Source organism: Lacihabitans soyangensis (assembly GCF_024343775.1).
Taxonomy (GTDB): domain Bacteria; phylum Bacteroidota; class Bacteroidia; order Cytophagales; family Spirosomataceae; genus Leadbetterella; species Leadbetterella soyangensis.
In genome coordinates, this window is record NZ_RJUF01000031.1 from 1 (window position 1) to 22,311 (window position 22,311).

General features: G+C 36.6%; 20 protein-coding genes. 7 read left to right on the top strand and 13 right to left on the bottom strand.

The features are described 5' to 3' along the window. Positions 1 to 1,001: ISL3 family transposase (locus tag EGI31_RS11130; protein WP_255035273.1), on the top strand; the 1,001-nt coding region annotated here is incomplete at its 5' end. Positions 1,002 to 1,491: 490 nt separating this feature from the next. Here the strand turns inward: EGI31_RS11130 and EGI31_RS11135 are convergent. Beyond that, positions 1,492 to 2,802 carry a rhamnogalacturonidase gene (locus tag EGI31_RS11135; RefSeq protein WP_255037309.1) on the bottom strand — a complete coding sequence of 437 codons (1,311 nt, stop codon included), beginning with the start codon at positions 2,800 to 2,802 and terminating at the stop codon, positions 1,492 to 1,494. A gap of 190 nt (positions 2,803 to 2,992) precedes the next feature. Here EGI31_RS11135 and EGI31_RS11140 point away from each other — a divergent pair, with 190 nt between their 5' ends. Continuing rightward, positions 2,993 to 4,009 (top strand): Ldh family oxidoreductase, encoded by a 1,017-nt coding sequence (locus EGI31_RS11140; RefSeq protein ID WP_255037310.1) that lies wholly within the window; start codon positions 2,993 to 2,995, stop codon positions 4,007 to 4,009. Positions 4,010 to 4,176: 167 nt separating this feature from the next. Beyond that, positions 4,177 to 4,635: a hypothetical protein gene (locus EGI31_RS11145; RefSeq protein ID WP_255037311.1), complete on the top strand. Its 459-nt coding sequence runs from the start codon at positions 4,177 to 4,179 to the stop codon at positions 4,633 to 4,635. Positions 4,636 to 4,641: 6 nt separating this feature from the next. Here EGI31_RS11145 and EGI31_RS11150 read toward each other — a convergent pair whose 3' ends face one another. The 3 genes from EGI31_RS11150 to rhaM form a co-directional block, all read right to left on the bottom strand. After that, complete coding sequence (locus tag EGI31_RS11150) at positions 4,642 to 5,403, bottom strand: DUF3667 domain-containing protein (RefSeq protein WP_255037312.1); 762 nt, start codon at positions 5,401 to 5,403, stop codon at positions 4,642 to 4,644. Between the two features lie 149 nt (positions 5,404 to 5,552). Then, a complete protein-coding gene (locus EGI31_RS11155) occupies positions 5,553 to 6,902 on the bottom strand; it encodes a glycoside hydrolase family 88/105 protein (RefSeq protein ID WP_255037313.1) in 1,350 nt (449 codons plus the stop codon). A 227-nt stretch (positions 6,903 to 7,129) separates the two neighbouring features. Continuing rightward, positions 7,130 to 7,444 (bottom strand): L-rhamnose mutarotase, encoded by a 315-nt coding sequence (gene rhaM, locus EGI31_RS11160; protein WP_255037314.1) that lies wholly within the window; start codon positions 7,442 to 7,444, stop codon positions 7,130 to 7,132. A 171-nt stretch (positions 7,445 to 7,615) separates the two neighbouring features. Between rhaM and EGI31_RS11165 the strand changes: the two genes are divergently transcribed. Continuing rightward, on the top strand, positions 7,616 to 8,644 hold the full coding sequence (locus EGI31_RS11165) for a GntR family transcriptional regulator (RefSeq protein WP_255037315.1): 1,029 nt from the start codon (positions 7,616 to 7,618) through the stop codon (positions 8,642 to 8,644). 184 nt (positions 8,645 to 8,828) lie between these two features. Here the strand turns inward: EGI31_RS11165 and EGI31_RS11170 are convergent, their stop codons facing one another. The 4 genes from EGI31_RS11170 to EGI31_RS11185 form a co-directional block, all read right to left on the bottom strand. Beyond that, positions 8,829 to 10,730 (bottom strand): glycoside hydrolase family 88/105 protein, encoded by a 1,902-nt coding sequence (locus tag EGI31_RS11170; protein ID WP_255037316.1) that lies wholly within the window; start codon positions 10,728 to 10,730, stop codon positions 8,829 to 8,831. Positions 10,731 to 10,896: 166 nt separating this feature from the next. Continuing rightward, a complete protein-coding gene (locus tag EGI31_RS11175) occupies positions 10,897 to 11,223 on the bottom strand; it encodes a cupin domain-containing protein (protein ID WP_255037317.1) in 327 nt (108 codons plus the stop codon). Further along, the gene (locus EGI31_RS11180) at positions 11,220 to 12,353 is read right to left on the bottom strand and encodes an alpha/beta hydrolase family protein (RefSeq protein WP_255037318.1); all 1,134 of its coding nucleotides are present in this window, start codon (positions 12,351 to 12,353) and stop codon (positions 11,220 to 11,222) included. The genes EGI31_RS11175 and EGI31_RS11180 overlap by 4 nt, the downstream gene beginning before the upstream one ends. Next, on the bottom strand, positions 12,350 to 13,324 hold the full coding sequence (locus EGI31_RS11185; RefSeq protein ID WP_255037319.1) for an alpha/beta hydrolase: 975 nt from the start codon (positions 13,322 to 13,324) through the stop codon (positions 12,350 to 12,352). Before EGI31_RS11185 ends, EGI31_RS11180 begins: the two co-directional genes overlap by 4 nt. Before the next feature lie 386 nt (positions 13,325 to 13,710). Here EGI31_RS11185 and EGI31_RS11190 point away from each other — a divergent pair, with 386 nt between their 5' ends. Then, positions 13,711 to 14,061 (top strand): LytR/AlgR family response regulator transcription factor, encoded by a 351-nt coding sequence (locus EGI31_RS11190; RefSeq protein WP_255037320.1) that lies wholly within the window; start codon positions 13,711 to 13,713, stop codon positions 14,059 to 14,061. A 45-nt stretch (positions 14,062 to 14,106) separates the two neighbouring features. Here the strand turns inward: EGI31_RS11190 and EGI31_RS11195 are convergent, their stop codons facing one another. The 5 genes from EGI31_RS11195 to EGI31_RS11215 all read right to left on the bottom strand — a co-directional run bounded on the left by EGI31_RS11195 (position 14,107) and on the right by EGI31_RS11215 (position 17,809). Next, positions 14,107 to 14,781, bottom strand: a complete 675-nt coding sequence (locus tag EGI31_RS11195; RefSeq protein ID WP_255037321.1) for a response regulator transcription factor — start codon at positions 14,779 to 14,781, stop codon at positions 14,107 to 14,109. A 10-nt stretch (positions 14,782 to 14,791) separates the two neighbouring features. Next, positions 14,792 to 15,580 carry a sensor histidine kinase gene (locus EGI31_RS11200; RefSeq protein ID WP_255037322.1) on the bottom strand — a complete coding sequence of 263 codons (789 nt, stop codon included), beginning with the start codon at positions 15,578 to 15,580 and terminating at the stop codon, positions 14,792 to 14,794. Then, positions 15,559 to 16,206, bottom strand: coding sequence for a hypothetical protein (locus EGI31_RS11205; RefSeq protein ID WP_255037323.1), 648 nt, complete (start codon positions 16,204 to 16,206; stop codon positions 15,559 to 15,561). The genes EGI31_RS11200 and EGI31_RS11205 overlap by 22 nt, the downstream gene beginning before the upstream one ends. A 62-nt stretch (positions 16,207 to 16,268) precedes the next feature. Further along, the gene (locus EGI31_RS11210; protein ID WP_255037324.1) at positions 16,269 to 16,625 is read right to left on the bottom strand and encodes a hypothetical protein; all 357 of its coding nucleotides are present in this window, start codon (positions 16,623 to 16,625) and stop codon (positions 16,269 to 16,271) included. A 311-nt stretch (positions 16,626 to 16,936) separates the two neighbouring features. After that, on the bottom strand, positions 16,937 to 17,809 hold the full coding sequence (locus tag EGI31_RS11215) for an inositol oxygenase family protein (RefSeq protein WP_255037325.1): 873 nt from the start codon (positions 17,807 to 17,809) through the stop codon (positions 16,937 to 16,939). A gap of 113 nt (positions 17,810 to 17,922) precedes the next feature. Between EGI31_RS11215 and EGI31_RS11220 the strand changes: the two genes are divergently transcribed. Continuing rightward, complete coding sequence (locus EGI31_RS11220; RefSeq protein WP_255037326.1) at positions 17,923 to 19,041, top strand: glycoside hydrolase family 88/105 protein; 1,119 nt, start codon at positions 17,923 to 17,925, stop codon at positions 19,039 to 19,041. Between the two features lie 144 nt (positions 19,042 to 19,185). Beyond that, positions 19,186 to 22,308: a DUF6493 family protein gene (locus EGI31_RS11225; RefSeq protein WP_255037327.1), complete on the top strand. Its 3,123-nt coding sequence runs from the start codon at positions 19,186 to 19,188 to the stop codon at positions 22,306 to 22,308. Positions 22,309 to 22,311: the final 3 nt, after the last annotated feature.

Here is a 22,311-nt window from a genome sequence, read left to right on the forward strand (position 1 = left end):
ATTGTAAAATACCACGTGTAAAAACTGTTGAGAATAAGGTTGAACAAGTCTCAGTACCGTGGGCACGGGAAGGTAGTGGTTTTACACTTCTGTTTGAGGCATTTAGTATGTTGTTAATAGAGCAAGAAATGCCAGTCAACAAGGTAGGCAAAGTGATTGGAGTTTACCCCAATCGCATCTGGAATATCTTTAATTATTGGCTTGGAATTGCTTATTGTGGTGCAGATCATAGTGATATTTCAACATTGGGAATAGACGAGACAAGTTCTAAAAAGGGGCATGATTATATAACCGTTGCGGTGGATATGAAAACTTCAAGGGTAGTACATGCAACTGAGGGCAAGGGAGCAGACACCATTACGAAAATAGCTGATTATCTGGAAACTAAAGGTACCCAGAGACAGAATATCAAGCAAGTTTGTATAGACTTATCACCCTCTTTTATCAGTGGTGTGGAGTCAGAATTTTCAAATGCTCAAATAGTATTTGATAGGTATCATGTCAAAGCACTCTTGAATAAAAGTATGGACGACTTAAGAAAACAAGAACTAAAGAATCACCTAATGCTAAAAGGGCAAAAGTATTTGTTTCTCAAAAATGACAAAAACATGACGGCTTCTCAAAAAACACAGAGAGATATGTCACTAGAGGCATTACCCAGATTAGGTGCGGCTTATCGTTTAAAAATACTATTTGACGACTTTTGGTCTATTAAATCGCCTCAAGAAGCTCAAGGGTTTTTAGCCTATTGGTGTGATATGGTAAAAGAGGCAATGATACCTCAATTTGAGAAATTTGCAGACACCGTAATCAAACATTGGAAAGGAATTACAAACTATTCTAAATACCATATTTCAAACGGAATTTTAGAAGGTATTAATAGTAAAATCCAATTGGCTAAAGCTAGGGCTCGTGGATACAGAAATAAAAACAATTTTATCAGTATGATTTACTTCATTGCTGCTAAACTCAAATTCAAGTACCCACTCTATTCAGCATAGAGCCATTATTCACCGCATTTACAAATCATTCGGTGCAATTTTTGCGGTGTATAGGGTGGTTATTTGCCGCTTTGGTGGATATTTAATTATTAAGTTCACATTACATAGAATTTAAGAATGGCAGATCAGGAAATATGCCTGAAGGGCATAAATATGAATAGCCCCGATTGGAAATCGGGGAGAATAAGTGTCGGAGCGATAACAAAAGACCCTGAAGGGGTCTAACGATTTCATTTTTCATAACCCCGAATTGTTAAACCCTTTCAGGGTTTCTACCTTCTATTCTACCAAAAACCGTAGGTTGCACCTACGGCTATTCACGTTTAAGCCTTTCAGGCTTTTCTTAAGAAGCTGATTTTCGTTGTGGCCAAAAAACAATGTTCTTCGAACGGCTTTGACTTTAAAATGTTCAGACTTATTTTAATTCAAGATTATAGAATTTCAGAAAATTTAAATTTCTAGATATCAAGGCCTTCTTGTCCAAAAAACCTCACCTCACCCTCTCCCCATTCACCAACACATTTTTCAAAGAAAACCCTTTAACAATACTTTTGTCTATTTTCGCATTTTGGGTTTTGATGATTAGATTTTTGAAGGCGAACTTGGAGAGTTTGTCGTACTCCGTAATGGCTACGTCAAAGAATATATTGCAGTCCATGTCTATGTTTTTGAGGCTGATATGGTCGGAGTAGGATAGCGGCACATCTTTGCGTCCTTTGAGGTCGAAAAACTGCGTCCAAGGTTTTACATATATCAGGCTGTGGGCTTTGCCTCTTACGTTTTCTACGCTTATGTACTCATACATTTGTGGGGTATCGGGCCGCATTTTGAGCCAGAGAACACGCATGGCTTCGTTGACTGTGCAGTTTCGCATGATGATATTTTTATTGTGAATGGCCTCGCTGCCGCAAGTCAATGCCGCATGACAAAACCCAAACTCACAGTCTTCTATCAGGATATTGGCATTGCCGCCATTGTTGGGGTCGGTTGCGGCATAAGGACCTTTGCCGCCTTTCAGTGCTATGGCATCGTCGTTTACTGCCATATAGCAGCCCTTTATCAGTACATTGGTGCAGGCGTCAAGGTCTATGGCGTCGGTACTTGGAGCTTTTATGGGTTCATGGGGCGAAAATATGTGCAAATCCAAGATTTTGACATTCGTGCATTTGTAATAATGGCTCGTCCAAAAGCCCGAGTTATGAAGTTTTACGTCTTGCACTTGCACGTTGTTGCTATTCCAAACAAATACGAGTCGAGGCCTAGAGACTTCGAGATTGGTACAGTTGGGGTTTTCTTTGCGTCGCTGCCAAAATGCCTTCCAGTAGTTGAGTCCGTTGCCATCAATGGTACCTTTTCCCGAAATCGTGAAGCCATCCACACCATAAACATTTACCAAAGCCGGGAAATAATCGATGCTTTGCCCTTCCATCCTTGAGGGCATTATGGGATAATCATTTATATTATCTGAGCCTTTCAGTTTTGCATTTTCAGACACGTAAAGATGCGTCTTTGGCTTAAAAAATAAAGCTCCAGAAAGAAAAGTACCTGTTGGAATTACCACCACACCACCCGTTTCAGCAGCTTTATTTATGACGGCTTGTAAAGCGGCGGTTTGCACCAAAGTGCTGTCATTTTTCACCCCATGTTCAGTGATTATATACTGTTGTCTAAGGTTTTCGAGTTTTGTTTTGGTGAAATCGCTAAACCAAGGTGACATTTTTGAGCCATCTGGAAATCGGTTTTTTTGAGCATTTGCACCAAAAAACAGTACTGCAAAGATTAGCGTAAGGATGTTTTTCATTTATAGAAATCAATTGTTATTCAAAAATACAAAATCTAAAGTGGTTGTGGTATCCTGCGGTTGAGGGTATGATTGAGAGGAAATTTATTTAACCGATTTAACATACTATGAGAACTGATATTCAGGAAACATGAGATAGATTTTTAAATCAAGACATAAATTTCAATCTTTGTTATTCTATTAAAACATTATGCAAAATACTAGCCCAAAATACACCGAGTTACTCCCTAAACTCATATCTGCCTTTCAATCCAAAGGCTTAGATTTTGAAAAAGCAGAATCTACTGCCAGAATATTGTTGGAGGGTGAGTTGCTCGGCCATACGACTCATGGCTTGGCTTTGGTAAAACCTTATTTGGATGAGTTGGAGTCAGGACAAATGGAAAAATCTGGTTCGTACGAAGTGATAAATAAAACCAGCTCCTCAGAAACTTGGAATGGGAGATATTTGCCTGGAATTTGGCTGACAGAAAAAGCCATTGAAAAAGCCTCTGAAATAGCCAAAAATGAGGGAATCGGAACGGTGGTGATTCAAAAATCTCATCATATTGCGTGCTTGGCGGCATTTTTAGAAAAAATAGCCAGACAAAACTTGATGGTTATCATAGCCTGCTCTGACCCTCGAAATAAAACAGTTGCTCCCTTTGGCGGAAAGATTCCTGTGTATTCACCTAACCCACTCGCTTTAGGCATTCCTACCGAAAACGACCCCATAATGATAGATTTGAGCATGTCAACCACGGCTAATGCCGTTGTCAACCGTGCTGCCAAAAACAACGAAAAATTAGGAGGGGAATGGCTTTTAAAATCGGATGGAACTGCGACTAATGACCCACAAACCTTTTTTCAAAATCCCCCTTCGTCACTTTTACCTCTAGGAGGAATGGATTTGGGCTATAAAGGATTTGCCTTGGGTATTATGATAGAAGCTATGACCAGTGCCTTGGGTGGCCATGGTCGTAGTGACAATCCCGAACGTTGGGGAGCATCGGTTTTTGTGCAAGTAATTGACCCGAGCAAATTTTCAGGAGAAAGTTACTTCTTGAAAGAGATGGAATTCTTCAAAAATCAATGTTTGGCTAGCACTCCGCTGAACACCAAAAATCCGGTGAGAATGCCAGGTGAAAAAGGTTTAGAACGAAAAAAATGGAGTCTGGAGAATGGAATTAGAATCAGTGAAGAATTGGCAAATTTAATTTCAATTTAAGTTTATGTAATTCGCAAAGTATTGGTTATTAGTTTGCTGTATGATTTGTGATAAGTTGAAATAGCCTTTTTGTACTTTTCTAATAGCCAAAGTTTAAGGGAAATTTAACTGGATTTTTAAACCTAAAAATTCGTGTAAACGTAATTTTGGAAAAACAATCTGAAATTATGAGACACTTAATTATTCTTTTTCTTCTTATAAGTTTTTCGGCGACTGCCCAGTATAAATATGCATTCGGAGCTAGGTTTGATGGAAGTCCGGGTATCACATTTAAAGTTAATAAAGGCAAAAAAGCTTCGTTAGAGGCACTTTTGAATAGTTTTGGCAATGGTGCCAAAGGAACTTTACTGGCCGAATGGCACCAAAAAGCCTTCTCAACTGGACAATGGAGATGGTACTATGGTGTGGGTGGTCATGCTGGAGCGGCAAATCGTTACAGAAACCGTTATTATTATGACAATTATGTGCAAGTCGGTGCAGACGGAATTCTTGGACTTGAACACACTTTCTCCGAAATCCCTCTAAACCTCAGTGTAGATTGGAAACCCGAACTTAATTTCATCAACAATCCGGGTTTATATGTAACCAATGTAGGCTTTTCAGCAAGATTTGCTTTGAAAAAGTAATTGTTCTCATGACTTATGAAGGAAGTATTGCAGAATAATAAAAAATATCGCAACAATTAGTGGAAATGAAATGGCAATCGTTAACAGGATTCGCAAAAAACGCTCAAACTTGGGTATTTCATTGAAAAACTGAAAAAGAGTCCAGTAAAAAAATAAATATCCTAGAACATCTGAAATTTTGGAAAATACAATAAAAAGGTGAGACTCTTTAAGAATAATTAAAACTGGAAGAAAAATTATTTTAATTAAAAGTCTCTGGGCACAAGCATATACGTTTAAAACTAAATGCTCGAAAAAATTGTAGTTTGCTTTCTTAAAAGCCCAAAAAGTACCTAACGCAAACACAGAGATTTGAATTAAAAACAAAACGATATAATGTTGGGCTACCCAATCTACGAGGGTATCAATTTTTGCAAGTAATAATTCAAATTCTACGCCAGAACCTGTTACTTTGATATTATTAGCTAGGACATTTAGATGGAAATAATGTGAAACTATACCAAATATCGCTGCTAAAATAATTATCATTGAGATTGGTTTAAAATGATTCACCATTTTACCTCCAATGAATTCTCGAATGAAATGGCCAGGTCTCAGAAGAAGTGCCTTTGAAGTAAAAAGAATACCCTTGTCTACATGTAAAAAACCATGTTGAATTTCATGCCATAAATAATGAGAATCGATTCGATGTAGATGAGCATTTTGACCACAATTTTTGCAAAAATTACCGTCTAAAGGTTCATTACAGTTTAGGCAGGTTTTAGTCATCTTTTATATATACAGCTTTCTTTCTGTTGTAATAATACCATGATTATTTGATATTTACACATTTTTCAAAGGCATAAATTATGTAAAAAATTAAAATTTAAGGATATACTTTAAGTTGAGAGTGTTTAGTTACTTATCATTCGAGGAGTCTATTTCTTCAACTGCACCGAGCTGTCATTTATCTCAAACTTGTTGTTATTCAGTAAATTAATGACTTCGGAGGCCGCAAATATAGTTGGTCCATAACCGTGAGCAGCAAATGGACTCACGGGTCTGTGGTAATAAAAAGCCGGATCAAAACCCATGCCCGTACCCACACAGGTACCTTCCACTTGGCCTTTTTCGTTTATTTTGGTAGAAACTGCATTCCAACCCAACATCACCATGGGCGAATAAGCCATTTTATCTATCCAGCCTTTATTGATGGCGTGGGCTATGCAGTAAGTATAAATAGCTGTAGCCGAAGTCTCCAAATAAGAATCTTCTTTGTCCAATAACTGATGCCAAAAACCCGAGCCCGACTGATATTTGGCCAATCCCCTTATATGGTCCTTTAACATTTTAAGAATAATCGGCCTGCCAGGATGATTTTCTGGCAAAACGTCCAGAACTTCTATTTTAGTCAGTATAGCCCATCCATTTGCCCTTGCCCAATGAAACTGCGGATGCTCTGTCATACCCTGTATCCAACCGTGCATATAAACGCCTTTCTCTTTGTTAAACATCTTGTTATGAAACAATTGAATTTGTTTAACTGCTTCGTCATAATATTTTTTATCACCATTGAATTTGCCCATGTTGGCTAGTGTAGGAACACCCATAAACATGTCATCGAGCCAAAGTGCATCGGCTTGTGGTCGCATACGAGCCAAAGTTCCGTCTTTCAGACGATGCTCTTTTTTCATGATGTAATCGATGTGCGTATCTATCAAGAGCTTAGCATCTAGCTCATCGCCACCCATTTTGGTTTTTAAAATTGCGGTGCACATGGCCCCGCAATCGTCCAAAGCTTTGGGAGCTATGAGTCCTCTCAATGGTCCTGCAGTTGCCCAATCGGCATGTTCTTCCGAGGTCTTTTTGAAATACGGTGCTGCATTGGAGATGAATTTAAGCCTGTCTATAGAATACTTCTTATACTTATCGTCTCCAGTGGCTTTTGCGGCGGCCAACATAGCGGCATAGGTAACGCCCCACTCATAACTCACAATTCTGTAATCTCCTTTTTTTAAGGCAGTTGTGGAGTTTATTTTCGATAAATCTGTGATTTCTTCACCAGTTTTGGTATCCACAAAAGCCGTGGGAGTTACGGTATTTAGGTATTCATAAATCCTGTTTAAGGAGGACTTTACATCTTCAACTTTCGGAATTCCGTATGGAACTGGATAGTCAGGTTGTAACAAATGCAAAGGCGTGTTGCTGTCGTTGGCGTTGGTTACATTGCGTTGAGCAAATGCGTTTATGGTTAAAAATAAGGCTGCAATTAATAGTTTAATTTTCATTTTTTATGGTTTTGAAAAATTGTTTTGTTGTTTATTTCGGAGTGACAAATGTTTGACCCTTTGTCCAATTCTATGGCTTTCACCCACGGTTATTCATCGGTCCGCCTTCGCGGTTTGACCTTTTCAGTGTTATGATTACTAAAGGTTTATTAAATCTTTCTTGATATGTTTTTCTTACTAATTGAATCTTGGAACTTAGACCTCAGAACCTAGTTCTCCGAACTCCATCAAGCCATATAAAATACATCCTTCAAACTCACACTAATAGGTGAATTATCAGCATTTGTTTCCATGATATCTGCCATATAAGCCCACCATTTTTTCATAATTTCCTTTTTAGGAAGTTCTTCCATTTGGGTTTCGTCTTCCACACTTAAAACTCCGAAAAGACTAAGTGTTTCTTCGTCTAAAAAAATGGAATAATCAGATATGCCATGTTGGTGAAGTAGGTCCACCAATTCTGGCCAAATCTCATCATGTCGTTTTTTATATTCCTCTACTTTTCCCGGGAAAAGCTTCATTTTGAAAGCTAATTTTTTCATCAAGGCTGATTTAGGTAGGCAATTTAGTTGTATTTATTCATTATCCAAATCCTGCAATTACAGGTTTAACAATGAAAATTTACGGAATCGATTGCGAAGAAAAGAGTGCAGGAGACCTACTCTCAAAAATATTGATTAATTTGTCAACGAGTTATAGAAAAATATCCCTAAATGAAAAAATCGGATAATCTTAACAGGGTTTTATCAATCAACGAAAAAGACAAAACTCCTAAGTATAAGCAAATTGTGAATGCCATCGTAAACGATATCGAACGCGGTTACTACAAGAAAAATGACCAGTTGATGTCTATTACCGAACTGAGCATCGAGCATTTGCTTTCGAGAGATACCGTGGAAAAGGCTTATCGAGAACTCAAAAGGCTCGGACACATAGAATCGGTACATGGTAAAGGGTATTTTGTAAAAGCAAGCCGAGAAAATAAAATGCGTGTGCTGCTGGTTATGAACAAAATGAGCTCGTACAAAAAGCTTATTTATTATGCTTTGCTAAAAGGTCTAGGAGAAAACAGCATAGTAGATTTGCAGATCCACAACTATTCGGCAGATTCATTTGAAGACATTATTGATCGTAATTTAGGGAAATACAATTTTTATGTGGTAATGCCACATTTTCTTGAAAGCAAAGAAGTTTATTTGCCTATTTTGAATAAAATACCCAAATCTGAACTGCTTCTGCTTGATAAATATGTTCATGAATTCAAAGATGTACCGACAATTTATCAGGATTTTGAACAAGATATTTTTACGGCATTTGAAAAGAATTTAACCAAAATAAAAAAGTACAAGAAATTATATTTGGTATTTCCAGACGACAACAATTATCCTGCCGAAATAATGAAAGGTTTCAGAACTTTCTGTGCTTACAATAACCTTTCAGCCAAGGTTTTTTCTTCTGCGGAATCGGCCCTCGAAAGCCACGAAAGCAATGTTTTGTATGTGGTCATTGAGGAATATGATTTAGCAGATGTTATAAAATATTCAAAGAAAAATGAGCTTGTATTAGGTAGAGATATGGGCATTATTTCGTTTAACGAAACCACGCTTAAAGAGGTTTTGGACATAACTGTAATCACTACCGACTTTGAAGCCATGGGTCGTAGAGCTGCTGAAGTGGTTTTGCAGAAGATTTTTGTGTCGGAGAAAAATCCATTTTATTTGATCAATAGAGGGTCGGCTTAGTCGAGGTTTGGTTCTATCAAAAAAAGAATTCTTTTTATCGCACATCTGAAACCCAATGGAACACGGATTTTTAGGATTTGACACGGATGCATATGGTTGAAATTACAAAAATACGCTTCTTACATGGATTCATAATATGTTTAAATCCGTGTCTCATCAGTGTTAATCCGTGTTCCAAAGTGCATTACTTACTCAAAACCCATTTAGCCAAGTCTTTGGCTGCCTGATAGTTCTGATATTCTTTCGGTATTCTGCGGCCATCCACATATTCGTTGTAAAGCCACGGATCGCCGATAACAAAAACTCGGCCTTTACCAAAATTGGTAGCAGCCATTATCACGTCACCGCCTTCTTCAATGATTGGATAAGCCTTGCCACTCAGTTGAAGTGTCACCAACTCTTTCACGTAAACTTTTTGGGTATTTTTGAAGATTTGATTTCCAGAAGGAATATCGACCAAACCTTGATGCCATTGTGTACCTTGTACCATATTTCGGCTTTTACCTGAAAAAGCAATCCCAAAAGTTTTTGAGAGTTCATTGAATTTTGGAATCTCACAATTAGCTGTATCATTGGCCATTAGCACCAAAGTACCACCTGCATTTACCCAGTTCTTGATATTTTCAATGGAAGTTTTATCCATAAAATTTGGAGTAGCCGTTTCTTTCTTTGTATCAGGATCGACGATGATGTAAACATTTTGCCCTTTCAAATTGGCTGCTGTTGGTTTGTCTTTTATTGCGGTAAGCTTAGCTCCATATTGTTTGAAAACATCGCCCCACCACAAGAAACCTGAGTGATAAGTGTCTTCCCAAGTATAATGGAACTGCTCATTCTGACCATTCCAATCTTTTCTAAATTCTCGGTTAAAGTAATAATCTAGGGCTACTTTTTTACCTTTTCCAATATTATTTTCTTCTAAAATCTCCATCTCCATGCTCGCAAAAATGAATGGACCAACGCCTTTCAAATCGTTCTTGCGAAGTGGCTCACTCAAATAATATTCGTAAGTACCATCTCTGTAGGGGTTTCCGCCTAAACCGCCCACCGAAACGGTCTTTTGAAGTGCCAAACTTCCATCAGCTTCTTTTTCAACAAATTCTTTCAGAATACCTGCATAGCCTTTCTTGGCATTGGCTTGATATATAGGACTGATGTAGCCCATTCTTGACGCTTTGGCCAAAGTATAAACAAACATGCAAGAGGCCGATGCCTCCAAATAGTTGCCCTTTTTGCCAGCGAGAGCAGTCATTTGATACCAAACACCTGATTTTGGGTCTTGATATTTCGCCAAAACGGGAGCTAATCTTTGTAAATACTTGATAAGTTTAGGTCTTTCTGGATGATTTTCCGGGAAATAATCGAGGACTTCTACCAAAGCCATGCCATACCAACCGATGGCTCTACTCCAGAAATGTGGCGAAAGTCCTGTTTTTTTATCTGCCCATTTTTCGGACTTCGATTCATCGTAACCATGGAAAATCAAACCTGTTTTCGGGTCAACCATGTATTTTTCAACTTGGGCAAATTGTTTGGCGATATGGTCAAAATGCTCGGTATGGTTAAATGTTTTGGCATATTCTGCCGAAAAAGGCTCGGCCATAAAAAGTCCATCCAACCAAATTTGAAAGGGATATCGTTGTTTGTGCCAGTAGGCCCCTTCTTTGGTTTTAGGCTGATTTTCAAGCTGATGCCAAAGTACATCTGCCGCTTTTCTGAATTTGTCTTTTCCAGGTTGTGTTTGTTGGTACAACATCAGCAATGCTCTTCCCGAATTAATATTATCCAAATTATAATCCTCTGTTTTGTACGTTTTTATGCTGCCATCTTCGGCTACAAAACGGTTCATGTCGGCCAAAATATAGTCGTAATATTTGGTATCAGCAGTTCTTCGCCACACTTTTTCTATGGCTTTGAGCATCAAACCTTGCTCATAATCCCAAGTGGATTTCACACGGGGTTTCACCACGATGGAATCTGGGTACCAGCCCATAAATGAATCAGCCATTTGTTGTGAATAAGGTTTCTGGGCATTTCCCGAAAAGGAAAAACAGAAGAACGAAATGTATAAAATGTATTTTTTCATAAAGATTTGGTTTCAAAAATTAACCGCAAAGTTTGCAAAGAAAAGACGCAAAGTCCGCAGCGTGTTTTTATTCTAAATTATCATTTTTTTGTAAAAATCGCATTTCGCTTAATAAATCCCTTGCATACTTAGCGTCTTTGCGGTTAATAATGTGTCTAAAAAAACCTCAAAGAAAATCCTCTCTCAAAGGATGAAAAACATCAATCAACTCACCAGCTTCTAGGCAAACTGCCCCATGCACCAAGTCACTCGGTACAAAATACACATCGCCTCCTTTTAAGGTTTTGGTGTTTCCGTCTATCGTAATGTCGAATTTTCCACTGGCCACATAGCTCGCCTGCGTGTGCGGATGGCTATGCATTGCACCAATTCCTCCAGCCTCAAATGCCACTTTTACCACCATCATTTGGTCGTCGTAAGCCATTACTTTGCGTTTTATTCCGCCGCCAAGGTCAAGCCATTCTACTTCTTTGTCTTCTATTAATGTGTTCATTTTATGGTTTTTAGTAAACTTATAATTGCATCATTGCCTTTCAGGGCATTTGCTGGTAAGGGATATTCCTTATTGAAAACTGTCAACTCTTCTCTCGCCAAAACTTGACTTTTTGATTCGTCTGCCATGCTAATGTCTAAGCCTAAATTTTTAGCTAGAAAATCATAGGCAGCCTTACGTTTTGATGGGCCATAATCGTGTTTTTCAAGTGGCAAATGCACGTTTTCAACATTGCTTTTAGCATCAAAAAAAGAATAGATTCTTTGAATATGTGGAAACTCCAAATCTGGTGTAAACTTTGTCCAATCGTCACCATCAGATACCAAGAGCATAGGTTTTGGAGCAAAACAAGCGGCTATTTCAACATTGGTGGTGGCATAATCAGGTCTAACATGAATCGCCATTCCGCTTTCACAAGTACAGCCACCAAAGAAGTAATTGGAGACCATAACCACAGGAACCGAAACTGCTACTCGGTCGTCCAAAGCTGCTAAAATAAAAGTTTGGGTTCCACCGCCAGACTCTCCCGAAACCGCAATTTTGGCTTTGTCTACTTCAGGTTGTTGACTCAGAAAATCCAAAGCTCTGGTACTATTTATAATCTGCAATTTAAGGGCAGGGGCTATTTTATGTTCACATTGCTGCATATCTCCATAGCCTATCATATCATAAGTAAAAACTACCACACCCATTCTGGCCATGGTGGCACAGCGTTTTTGAGTAGCTTCGCCAAATCGCGGGTCTTTTCCATGACCATGCGGTGCCAAAACAGCTGGTATTTTTCCTTTAAACTGGGCTGGTTTATACAAATTTCCTGTAACATAAATTCCAGGCAAACTTTCAAAAAATACGTTTTCGACAGTGTATCCATCCATCGTTTGCTTCGAATGAATAGTGACGTTTATTTTTTTATTGGACTTTAAGCTGGTCACCTCTGCACCTTCTCTAATTCCTTTTTTAATTGCTTTCGCTCTTTTTTGCCAATCAGATTTATTGTTATAGAGTGAAGCCAAATGTTTCATTTCAACTTTCGATTGCTCGGGTGTAAAAAAAGCACCCTGTCGCAGTTGATCTTGTCCAAAAGCAAATTGAAATATGAATAGAAAAACCAATAGCATTAAATTTTTCATGGCTTCAGGGTTTTTATTAAGAATTTGTCCATCAGGTCTATAGTTGGCAAAAACCACTCTTCTAACATGCAAAAAGTATGCGGTGCATTGAAAGTGTGAACCTCAGAATAAATTCCGAAACCGTTAAGCTTCTTAATCATGTCTTCTCGCCCAGCGTGCATTCTTTCTTGCGAACTGTTGATAAAAAGTATAGGGGGATCACCAGCCGATACGTGATTCAAAGCACTGGCTTCGTTCCAAAGTTCGGGCTTTTCTGTTTTCGAAAATCCAAAATAATAGGTAGCGGCGGAGGTATTTCTACTGTCGTCACCTTCGCCAGATTCTGTGTGAATGTAGGCCAAAATTCCATCAATATCTATCACTGAAGCTACTTTTGAACTTATGTTTTTCAATGTTTCGCTTTTGTCATATAGCGTTTCGTCGTTTGTGGTTCCGACCAAGGCCGCCATTTGCCCTCCAGCCGAAAAACCTGCAAGAGCAATTTTTTCCGGGTTTATTTCTAAAAATTGGGCATTGGCCCTTGTCCATCGGATGGCTGTTTTGGCATCGACCATGGCTGCTGGATAGAGAGCATGGGTTGAAAGTCTGTAGGAGGGTGTAACTACCACATATCCTCTGGAAGCCAGAACTTTGGCCATTTCATGGTGGTGTGTTCTATCACCTGATCTCCAACCTCCACCGTGGAGAATGATGAGGCATGGTGCATTTTTTTTGTTTATTGGAGAAAAAATATCCAACATCAAGTCCATACCATCTTCGGTAGTGTATTTGATATTTTCTTTAATGCTAATACTCTTTATGTCTTTGGCAATTGCCAGCTTGGCATTGGGCGATTGCGAAAGTGCCCATTTGACGGCTTGGTATTTGGTAAAAGAAGTATCAGCTTGGTAGGTCAAACCTTTTTTGCTTTGGGCAATGACCACCTGCAAAGAGAAGGTGACGAAGAGAAGCAAAAAGGTTTTTTTATACATAATGAATGGGTTGAACATTAAAATTACTCAAATAAATAGAATTAATTTCTTTTTGAATAGCCTGATTTCGAGAAAATTTATGGGAACGATTGCAGGAAAGGACATTTTCGAATCTTGAATAAATTAGAAGTTTGCACGTCTTCTATTAATTTCAATATATGACTTTACTTGATAGATATGTTTTAGTCGAAATGAAAGGAAACGTTGCTGTCTAAATATAAAAACAGGTAAAAACACCTATTTCCTTCTGATACATGCTCTATACATTTACAAAATCAAGTTTTTGGTTGGCTTTCAATTAAAAGGCTACATAAGAATTTGAAACCAACCCAAGAAATGAGCTAATAGTTTAGATTAATATGAGAGATAATTTTATTAAAAATCAAATGCAATTTGTTGAAAAAGATAACATTGCAATAAAAGAAAAGGGGAATATTGAACTAATAGACCTGAATTCAATCGTAAAATTTGAAAGTGACAAAAACTACACTAACATATGTTTAAATGGTGGTCGAATGATTATTTCTTCAAGGACACTGAATCTTTTTGAGAAGCTTCTTTTGGATAAAAAACAGTTTATGCGTGTGAATAGGAGTGAAATCATAAACCTGAATCATACCATTTTTGACAATTCAGAGTTGCAAATAGCAGGTAAAAAACATTCGATAAGAATTTCTCGAAGAAGAGGTTTGGCGGTTGCGAAAAGGATTGTCAATTTTTCTAAAATGAACCAGTAAAAACTGCTATTATTTTAATAAAAAACCTTACACCAATTCAAACGTTTAGAACAGCACCGCCGGATCTATCAGGTTATTTTTTATGGAGAAAACCACTAAACCCGCTGTATTCTTCATGCCCGTTTTTTCCAAGAGATTATTGCGGTGTCCGTCCACTGTACGTGTACTGATAAACAATTTTTCACCTATTTCTTGAGCTGTAAATTGTTTACAAATGAGGTCCAAAACTTCCAGTTCTCTTTGTGTCAGCAACGAAGGTATATTGTCTTGTATGAGCAGACGCGGTTTCTTGCCTGTCATACGTTTTCGCATAGCCAGTAAAAATGCCTCATTGAAGTAAAAATCCTTCTCTAAAACTGCCAAAATGGCCTTTTCTACCTCAAAAGGCTCCACGTTTTTAAACAAATAGGCATTTATTCCCAGTTCCATCAAGTGGGTCACGAACCTGTCTTCACTGTAAACCGAGAGAATGATTATTTTAATATCGCCATATTTTTCATGAATGACTTTGGTAGCCTCCATGCCGTTGATTTCTGGCATTGACAAGTCCAATATGACTATTTCTGGTCTAGTTTCTGAATTTTCTAATTTTTCAAGTAGTTCTCTACCGTTGGCTGCTTCCATAATCACCTCCATGCCCTCAAAGCCGTTGATGATGTTTACCATGCCCTTTCTAAACAATACTTGGTCGTCTGCAATGGCTATTTTTATTGTTTTCATGTTTCTGTTATTAAACAGGAATTCTAATCTCTACCTTTAATCCTTCGTCTTTTTTTGTCACAAACTCTGCCGAACCTTCAATCATTTTTGCTCTAACTTCTATGTTTTTCAGTCCCAAACTTCTTTTTTTGTAGGCTTCTGAATAATCAAAACCCTTTCCATCGTCTTTGAAAATAAGTATGAATTGTCCGTCTTTGTTGCTCAAAATTATATTAATTTTTGAGGCTTCAGAATGTTTCACCGAATTATTTAAAAGCTCTTGAACTATTCTGTACATAATCAAGGACTTCTGTTTGTTAAGCGTGGTAGCCTCCTCTACTTCCAGCGAGATATCTATGTCAGAAAAATCTAAAACTTGTTCGCATAGACCCTCTATAGAGTATAGTAGCCCGAATTCCTCAAGGCCCGGCGGTAGTAAATCGTTCGAAATTCTACGCACCTCCAGTATCGTCTGGTCAATCAATTCTTTGTTTCTGTCGCTAAAGTTTTTAAGGTCTGGATCTTGTGAGGCCTTGTGTTCTAAATCTGATAATTGTAGCCTCATGGTTGAAAGTGATGCACCAATGACATCGTGTAAGTCGCGAGCCAGCCTCTCTCTCTCTTTTTCTGTAGCCTCTAAAGTTCCAAGGTACAATTCTTGTCCATGTTTGACCTCGGCGTCTTTAAAGGCTAAATCTTGCTTTATAATTCGTTTTTGATATTGTAACAGAAAAGTAAACAAACCAACCGCCAACAGAAGAAAGGTGATGGTTCCTCCAAACAAAAGAAAGTACAAATCTATTGACGACGTGTCTGCCATAAACCGATAGCTATGAAGCTATTTAAAATTGCCATCAAGATAGCATGAATACCCCACGAAACCAAAAGGAGTTTATTATCGCCACTAATATAGTTGCTCATCACAAAAACCACCAGGTTGCCAGAGAAATAAAACAAAAGGGCTGAGTTTACCCAAAAAACTGGCTGACTGGTAGGGTAACGTGTGTCTAGTTCAACTATTATCTTATTGAATGCCATCAGACTTAAGGCAATCATTATAAGGCTTTCGAAACCACGTGCATAGGTATTAAAAGTGTTTATTTTTTGTAGAAAAATGGCATTTAGTATCGCAAAAAGCAGGAATGTGACTAACAGGACTTTCATGCCTAAAGGAGAGTAAAATACCTTGAAAAAGCGATAATAAAAAAGCCAGAAAATAGAGAATTCTACTACGGTATATAGATGCAGAAATGGCAGCGTGTTACGAACTTTCAAGTGCATTAAGGTCCTAGAAAGGATCTCAAAAAATATCGCAATCAAAATGTAGTAAAACACTGCCATAGTCTCTCCCTTAAGGTATTTATAGTTGAGAATTCCGACAGCTAGCGGAAGTATCAAAAAATACTGTACATAGTCAAGAAACCAAATAAGGAAGTCGTTTATCATATATTTTTATCTGAAGTATAGGACCAAATTTTCCTTATAATGGGCCCTTTAACCTCTTGTTTTTATTCTGTTGGTGGATACGGCGGCACAGGGCGGCTAAAATCGTAAATGTCATTGGAATCTTCAGCTGCGAGGTCAATGTCTTCTATGATAACATCAGAACTAGTCATCATTACGCATCCATAGAGTTTATCGCCGTATTTTTCTTTATCCAGTTTTTTCATACCAAGGGTGAACTTAATGAAATCTTTGTCTTTGTTTTGATCGAGAACGATCTGAATCTCATCTCTATGAAAATAAAAAGCTTTAAAATCCTCAGGTTTAAATTTTTTATTGTCTAAGTAGTTTGAAACATACTCCTGAGCTTTTTCAGGGCTTATAGGTTCGTCGTAAATAGGTAGGTTTTTTTCTGTTTCCATGTTTTGGTTATTTTTTTTAATATTAGCAAAAATAGCAACGAAACCGACACTTGATACCCGTAATAATACCTATTTTTAGTTTTTTTTTATAAAAAAGAAATTAGCCTTTACGGGTTTACGGAAATACTGGGTGATATTATAGATCCCAAGCTGAGAATAAGTTGTAAATTGCTATTTAAAAGGTTTTTATAATTAATGTTTGATTTTTAACAAAATCAGAAGAGAGCAGTCTCTTATTGATTTTAAGTCGTGGGAATTTTCTGTCTCGGTGATAAAAAAAAACCTCCCGAGATTCAGGAGGTAATTTTATTTTAAAACTTTAATGTCGCTGGTAAATATTTAGCTACAAGGTCCTCATAATAAGGTCTGAGCTCTTGCACATTAGGCGGATAAGGTACCTTCGAGTACAAGTCGTACGGGTTGAATTTATCCACCCATTTAAACATTTCGTGGTCGTGGGCATTCATCAGATGGTCATAGGCATGCTCACGGTGTTGCGAGTAAAACGAGTGATAACGCAACATATACAATCCTTCTTCCGGAATATATGGCTTCATGATACGGTAAATGTACTCGTCGTGTCCCCATGACATCTGTACGTTATCAAGGCCACAATTTGGCTCGTAAATACCATATTTGGTATTGTATCTAGGGTCTCTTGAGTCTGGATTTTCGGCAAAAAACTCTGAATAAACTATTTTCTCAGAATGTTTGCAACCAGTAGGGAAGGTGTCACCTACCACGGCCCATTGCGGCTCACCGAAAAGACAAAGCACTTTGCCCAAATCGTGCATGAAGCCTGTCAGTACAAACCAATCTGGATGGCCGTCCTGACGGATGGCCTCTGATGTTTGCAAAAGGTGCTGCAGCTGATCCATGCTCGTGTCAGGATCTGAGTCGTCAATTAGCGTATTAAGGAAATCTACGGCGTCCCAGATGCTCATTTCTTTCTTATCAAACTTCAAGAAATGCTCTTGCTTATTTTTAGCAAATTCGTATGTCTGAAAAGTATGATTTAATCTATAAAACTCCTTTACGGTGTCTTGTCTTGCTGAGTCTACATAGTTGCGATACTCTTCTTTTGATTTCTCAAAAGGCTCTGGATAACGCACTAGCACATCATCTTCCCATTCTTCTATCGAAGCTAGTGGGTTTAGTTCTTTTTCTGAAAAATTGTTTTCCATGATGATTGAATAAAAAATTTTGTCCCAAATATAATCTTAAATTTAAATTTCAGGTAATTGCAGAACAGTTAAATTATCTAATGAACCCATTTTTGTTGAAAAATACCCAAGAAATGCAAAGATTTATTGTAATGCTTTTGATGTTAGTGAGTTCTGTAGGTATGAGTCAAAGATTACCTAATAGGAAAAACACCATTGAAAACATGAGATTGGCCAATGAATATTTTATGAAAACATGGCCAGATCCGGCCGAAAAAATAGTTTTGGATAAGGTAAGAACTTCCAACCTTTGGACTAGGGGTATCTATTATGAAGGCTTAATGGATTTCTATAAAATTGATGCAGACAAAAAGTACATAGATTATGCCATTGCCTGGGGCGACGGCAACAAGTGGGCCACCTGGTTTGGTGTAAAAAGCCGCCATGCTGACAGTCATTGTTGTGGCATAACCTACATAGATTTGTACCAAATGGATACCACACAAAAACAACGTTTGGCAGAAATTAAAGCTTCGATTGACTTAATGCTGGCATCAGACAAAGTGGACGACTGGACCTGGATAGATGCCTTACAGATGGCCATGCCGGTTTTTGCAAAATTGGGTGTAATGTATAAAGATGAACGATATTTTGAGAAAATGCATCAACTTTACCTTCATTCGAAAAATGTAGAAGGCGGAGGATTGTTTAATGCTAAAGATGGACTTTGGTACCGTGATAAGGATTTTGTTCCTCCTTTCAAAACTCCTAACGGAAAAGAATGCTATTGGTCACGTGGCAACGGCTGGGTAGTAGCTGCCATGGTAAAAATGCTGGAAATTTTGCCCAAAAATGCCAAGAATTACAAAGAGTATGAGGAAATGTACCTGACCATGATGAAATCATTGCTTCCGCTTCAGAGAAAAGATGGTTTTTGGAATGTCTCATTGGCTGATCCTGATGACTTTGGAGGGCCCGAATTGTCTGGTACTGCTCTTTTTGCTTATGGTATGGCCTGGGGAATTAACAATGGGTATTTGAGCAAAAAAAACTACTTAAAACCAACTCTAAAAGCCTGGGATGCCATGAATAAAACCTGTTTACATCCCGATGGCATGCTTGGCTATGTGCAATCCACAGGCAAAGAACCCAAAGACGGCCAACCACTTAGCTATGACAAAAAAGCCAACTTTGAGGACTATGGATTGGGTTGTTATCTTTTGGTGGGTACGCAGGTTTATTTGTTGAAGTGAGAATTAAAGGTTTTGAATTATAACATCGTAAGTAATATGTAATTCACATAAATATTATTTCTGTAAAATTCAATTATTTAATCAAAGAGAATTTGTAAATATATCCAAATTTAATAAATTGAGAAAAAATGAATATTAACTCTTATGATTCACTATCTAACTTTTCAAAACGGAGATTCAGATAAATTTTGGCAAATAGAAACCAATGGCACAACATTCACAGTTAAATTTGGAAAAATTGGAACCGAAGGTCAAAGCCAAACTAAAACTTATGACACCGAAGAAGTTTGTATTCAGGAAGCACAAAAAAAAATAGAGGAAAAACTAAAAAAAGGGTATCAAGACTCTCAAGGAAACAATCACTTTAAAAAAATAGCTAATTCGAAAATAACTTTCGATGAATCGGATTTTAAAATTATTATTGGCGAATACGAAAGTATTATAATTAAGAAAAAAGCAGAAAGCCTTTTACCATTTTTAGAAAAAGTTCCTAGAATATATAGGGAATCTTTAAAGAAGCACGTAAAAATCGCAAAAAAGTATTGGACTGAATATGTAGAGATTTCTAAGCCAAATAAGTTACTTGGAAATAGTTATGGTACTTGGGGATATAGAGGAGACAACACTCAACAAGAAATCATCTTTTTAAGTGCAATTGCCTTATTTAATAAGAAGGAAATACTTTCTTGGCAGGAAATAAATTCAATATTAGGCAAATTTGACAATATTCTTTTAAAGAAAATTCTTAAATGGGCAGCACCAAATTGGATTGAAGATTATTTCAATCATCAATCGTCAAAAAATAATTGGTTTAGTATTTCTTATGAAATATTAAGATATTACGAAACCGAAAAATATATTAATTTCAATCCCCAACTTTATGCACGGAGTTTTTCCATGATAAATTTATACAATTCAGGATTTAAACAAGGTCAAGAATCTGTTGATTTTTTCTGCAATGACCCTCTATCAATTGAAAGAGATTTTCCGTTAATTTTTGATTATGAGACTGGTATTCAGAATAGTTTTGGTAATGATGAAGTATATGGCTATCGTAAAAAAGCAATATGGGAAGGGATAATTGAGAAATTGTTGTTAGATAATAAAATTGATAGAATATGGTTTTTTGAAAAATGCCTAGAAACCCAAACAAAAGAGTGGAATAACGGACTCAAAACTTTTTTTAGAGGGCAATTCAATCAAGCAAAACCAACAAATTTGGAATTGTTGACTCTTCAAAACTCCATTTTTCCATTAATAGATTACTCTTTTAATCAAGTTGCAAATTGGTCAATAAGTTTAATTAAAGAGATTTATCAAGAAAACGATTTTGAATTAAAAAAACTCTGTGATTGGCTTCCATCTATAATGATGAGGGATGACTGCAAAAGTTCTATCAAGTCCATTTTGACAATGTTTGAAAAAATCCTCAAAAAAGACCCTAATTTAAAATCGGATATTTTAAATTTAGCAACTGATGCTTTAACCATCAACAATTTAGAACTTCAAGAAAAAGCCTCAAAATTAATATTAAAATACATAGATACAAATGACATAGAAATTATTGAAAAGCTAGAAATGTATACCACACAGATGGTTGGAAACATTAGAGATACTTTTCATGAATATTTAGAAAGTAAGGATACAAAGGAAATACCTAGTTATGTTGAAGAAATGATCCCTAAAGGAAATTCTTATATTAAACTAAGTAAACCTGTCAATATTCCAGACAATTGGAACGATATCTTATTTCATATTGGTAAATTCATTGAATCAAATAATTGCATTGATGATGAAATTTTAATAGATATTTTAATTTCAAAAAGACACCTTTTTCCTAATGACTTTTATAATCAAACAGAAGTCTATTTAAAAAAGATGGAAAAAACTTTTTTTACATCTTTCTTTAAAAATATTACGCTGAATTTTGCGAAAAAGCAATTGTCGAAACAAACCATTGAATTTGAATTCCCTTATTATTATGACGAAACTACATTATTTAAGATTTTTAATTTACACTATGACAGACTTAAACTGGCCTTGGATAAAATACAAAGAAAATCTACATTGTCATTACTAAGTATGCCTAGTCATGAACCCAATTGGATTTCACCTAAGGTGTTATTAACAAGGCTATTAGAGTACCAGGATAACGCAGAGCCTATAATATTGACAGATTTTGTATTGGCCATTTCACGTATGCCAAGAGAGGAAACTGAGGAGGCGATTGAAATGTGTGAGCAAATACAAAATCAAGATATCAAAGACATAATGAAATATTGTTTAGGTGAGTCAAATGAGATAAAATTTAAGGAGAAAAAGCGTTCAATCTTCAATATGTTTTCGAAAAATGAAAACGCCAAAGGAGAAGAAAATTTAAATGCATTATGGTCAGTTGCTTCAAGGACTTTTAATAATGAAGGTGAGTTCCCAATTTTTGAAAATACCTCGTTCGGAAATGCTCCATACGTAAAAAATAATTTGAAATATAATTATAAAGTGGACGAAAAGTGGAACGAGTGGAAAAATCATCAAACAGGAGAAATTTCGAAAAGTCCTTCTTGGTATAAATTTTCATTTCCCTTACCTTCTCCATTTTCAATACCTAAAATTTTAATTTATAGCGTTGATTCATTCAAAAATCCGAAGCAAGAAGCATACGAATCTTATTTTTACATTCAAAAAGACGATGTTGTTTATTGGTATAACTTAAGTCCGCAATTCATTGACCCGATTTTTGCAAAATTATTAAATACTTGTTCTAGCTTATCAGACCGAGATTATTCGGGGATAGGAGGTGGTTTAACAATTCTTTTAAATGAAAATCTGAAAGTAACTTCACCAATTTTAATGTTTTTGTCAACTGCATGTTTACAGCAAAATAGAGAATTTAGAGGTTTGGCGGTAGAAGTTATGATAGTTCAACTAAATAGCAACAATATTAACTTAGAAGAATTTGGAAAAAATATTGGTTTCTTGATTTTTAATAAATATGGGCCTCTAAGTAGATTTGTAAACGTACTAGAAACCTTAAAAGACATAAATAATCACATCAACTTGTCTTTGTTAAAAATTGTTGAGCAAATTATATTGAACTTTAGAGGCGTAAATGAATTCCCTACCAATTTCAAAAAAATGTTGGAGGTATATTTCGATTTGATGAATAAGACTAGACAAAAATCGAGTCACCAAGTTATTGAAATAATGAATGAGTGGAGATCGGTAAATTCAATAAAAAACATAATTAAATTAATATTAAACGCATAAAAA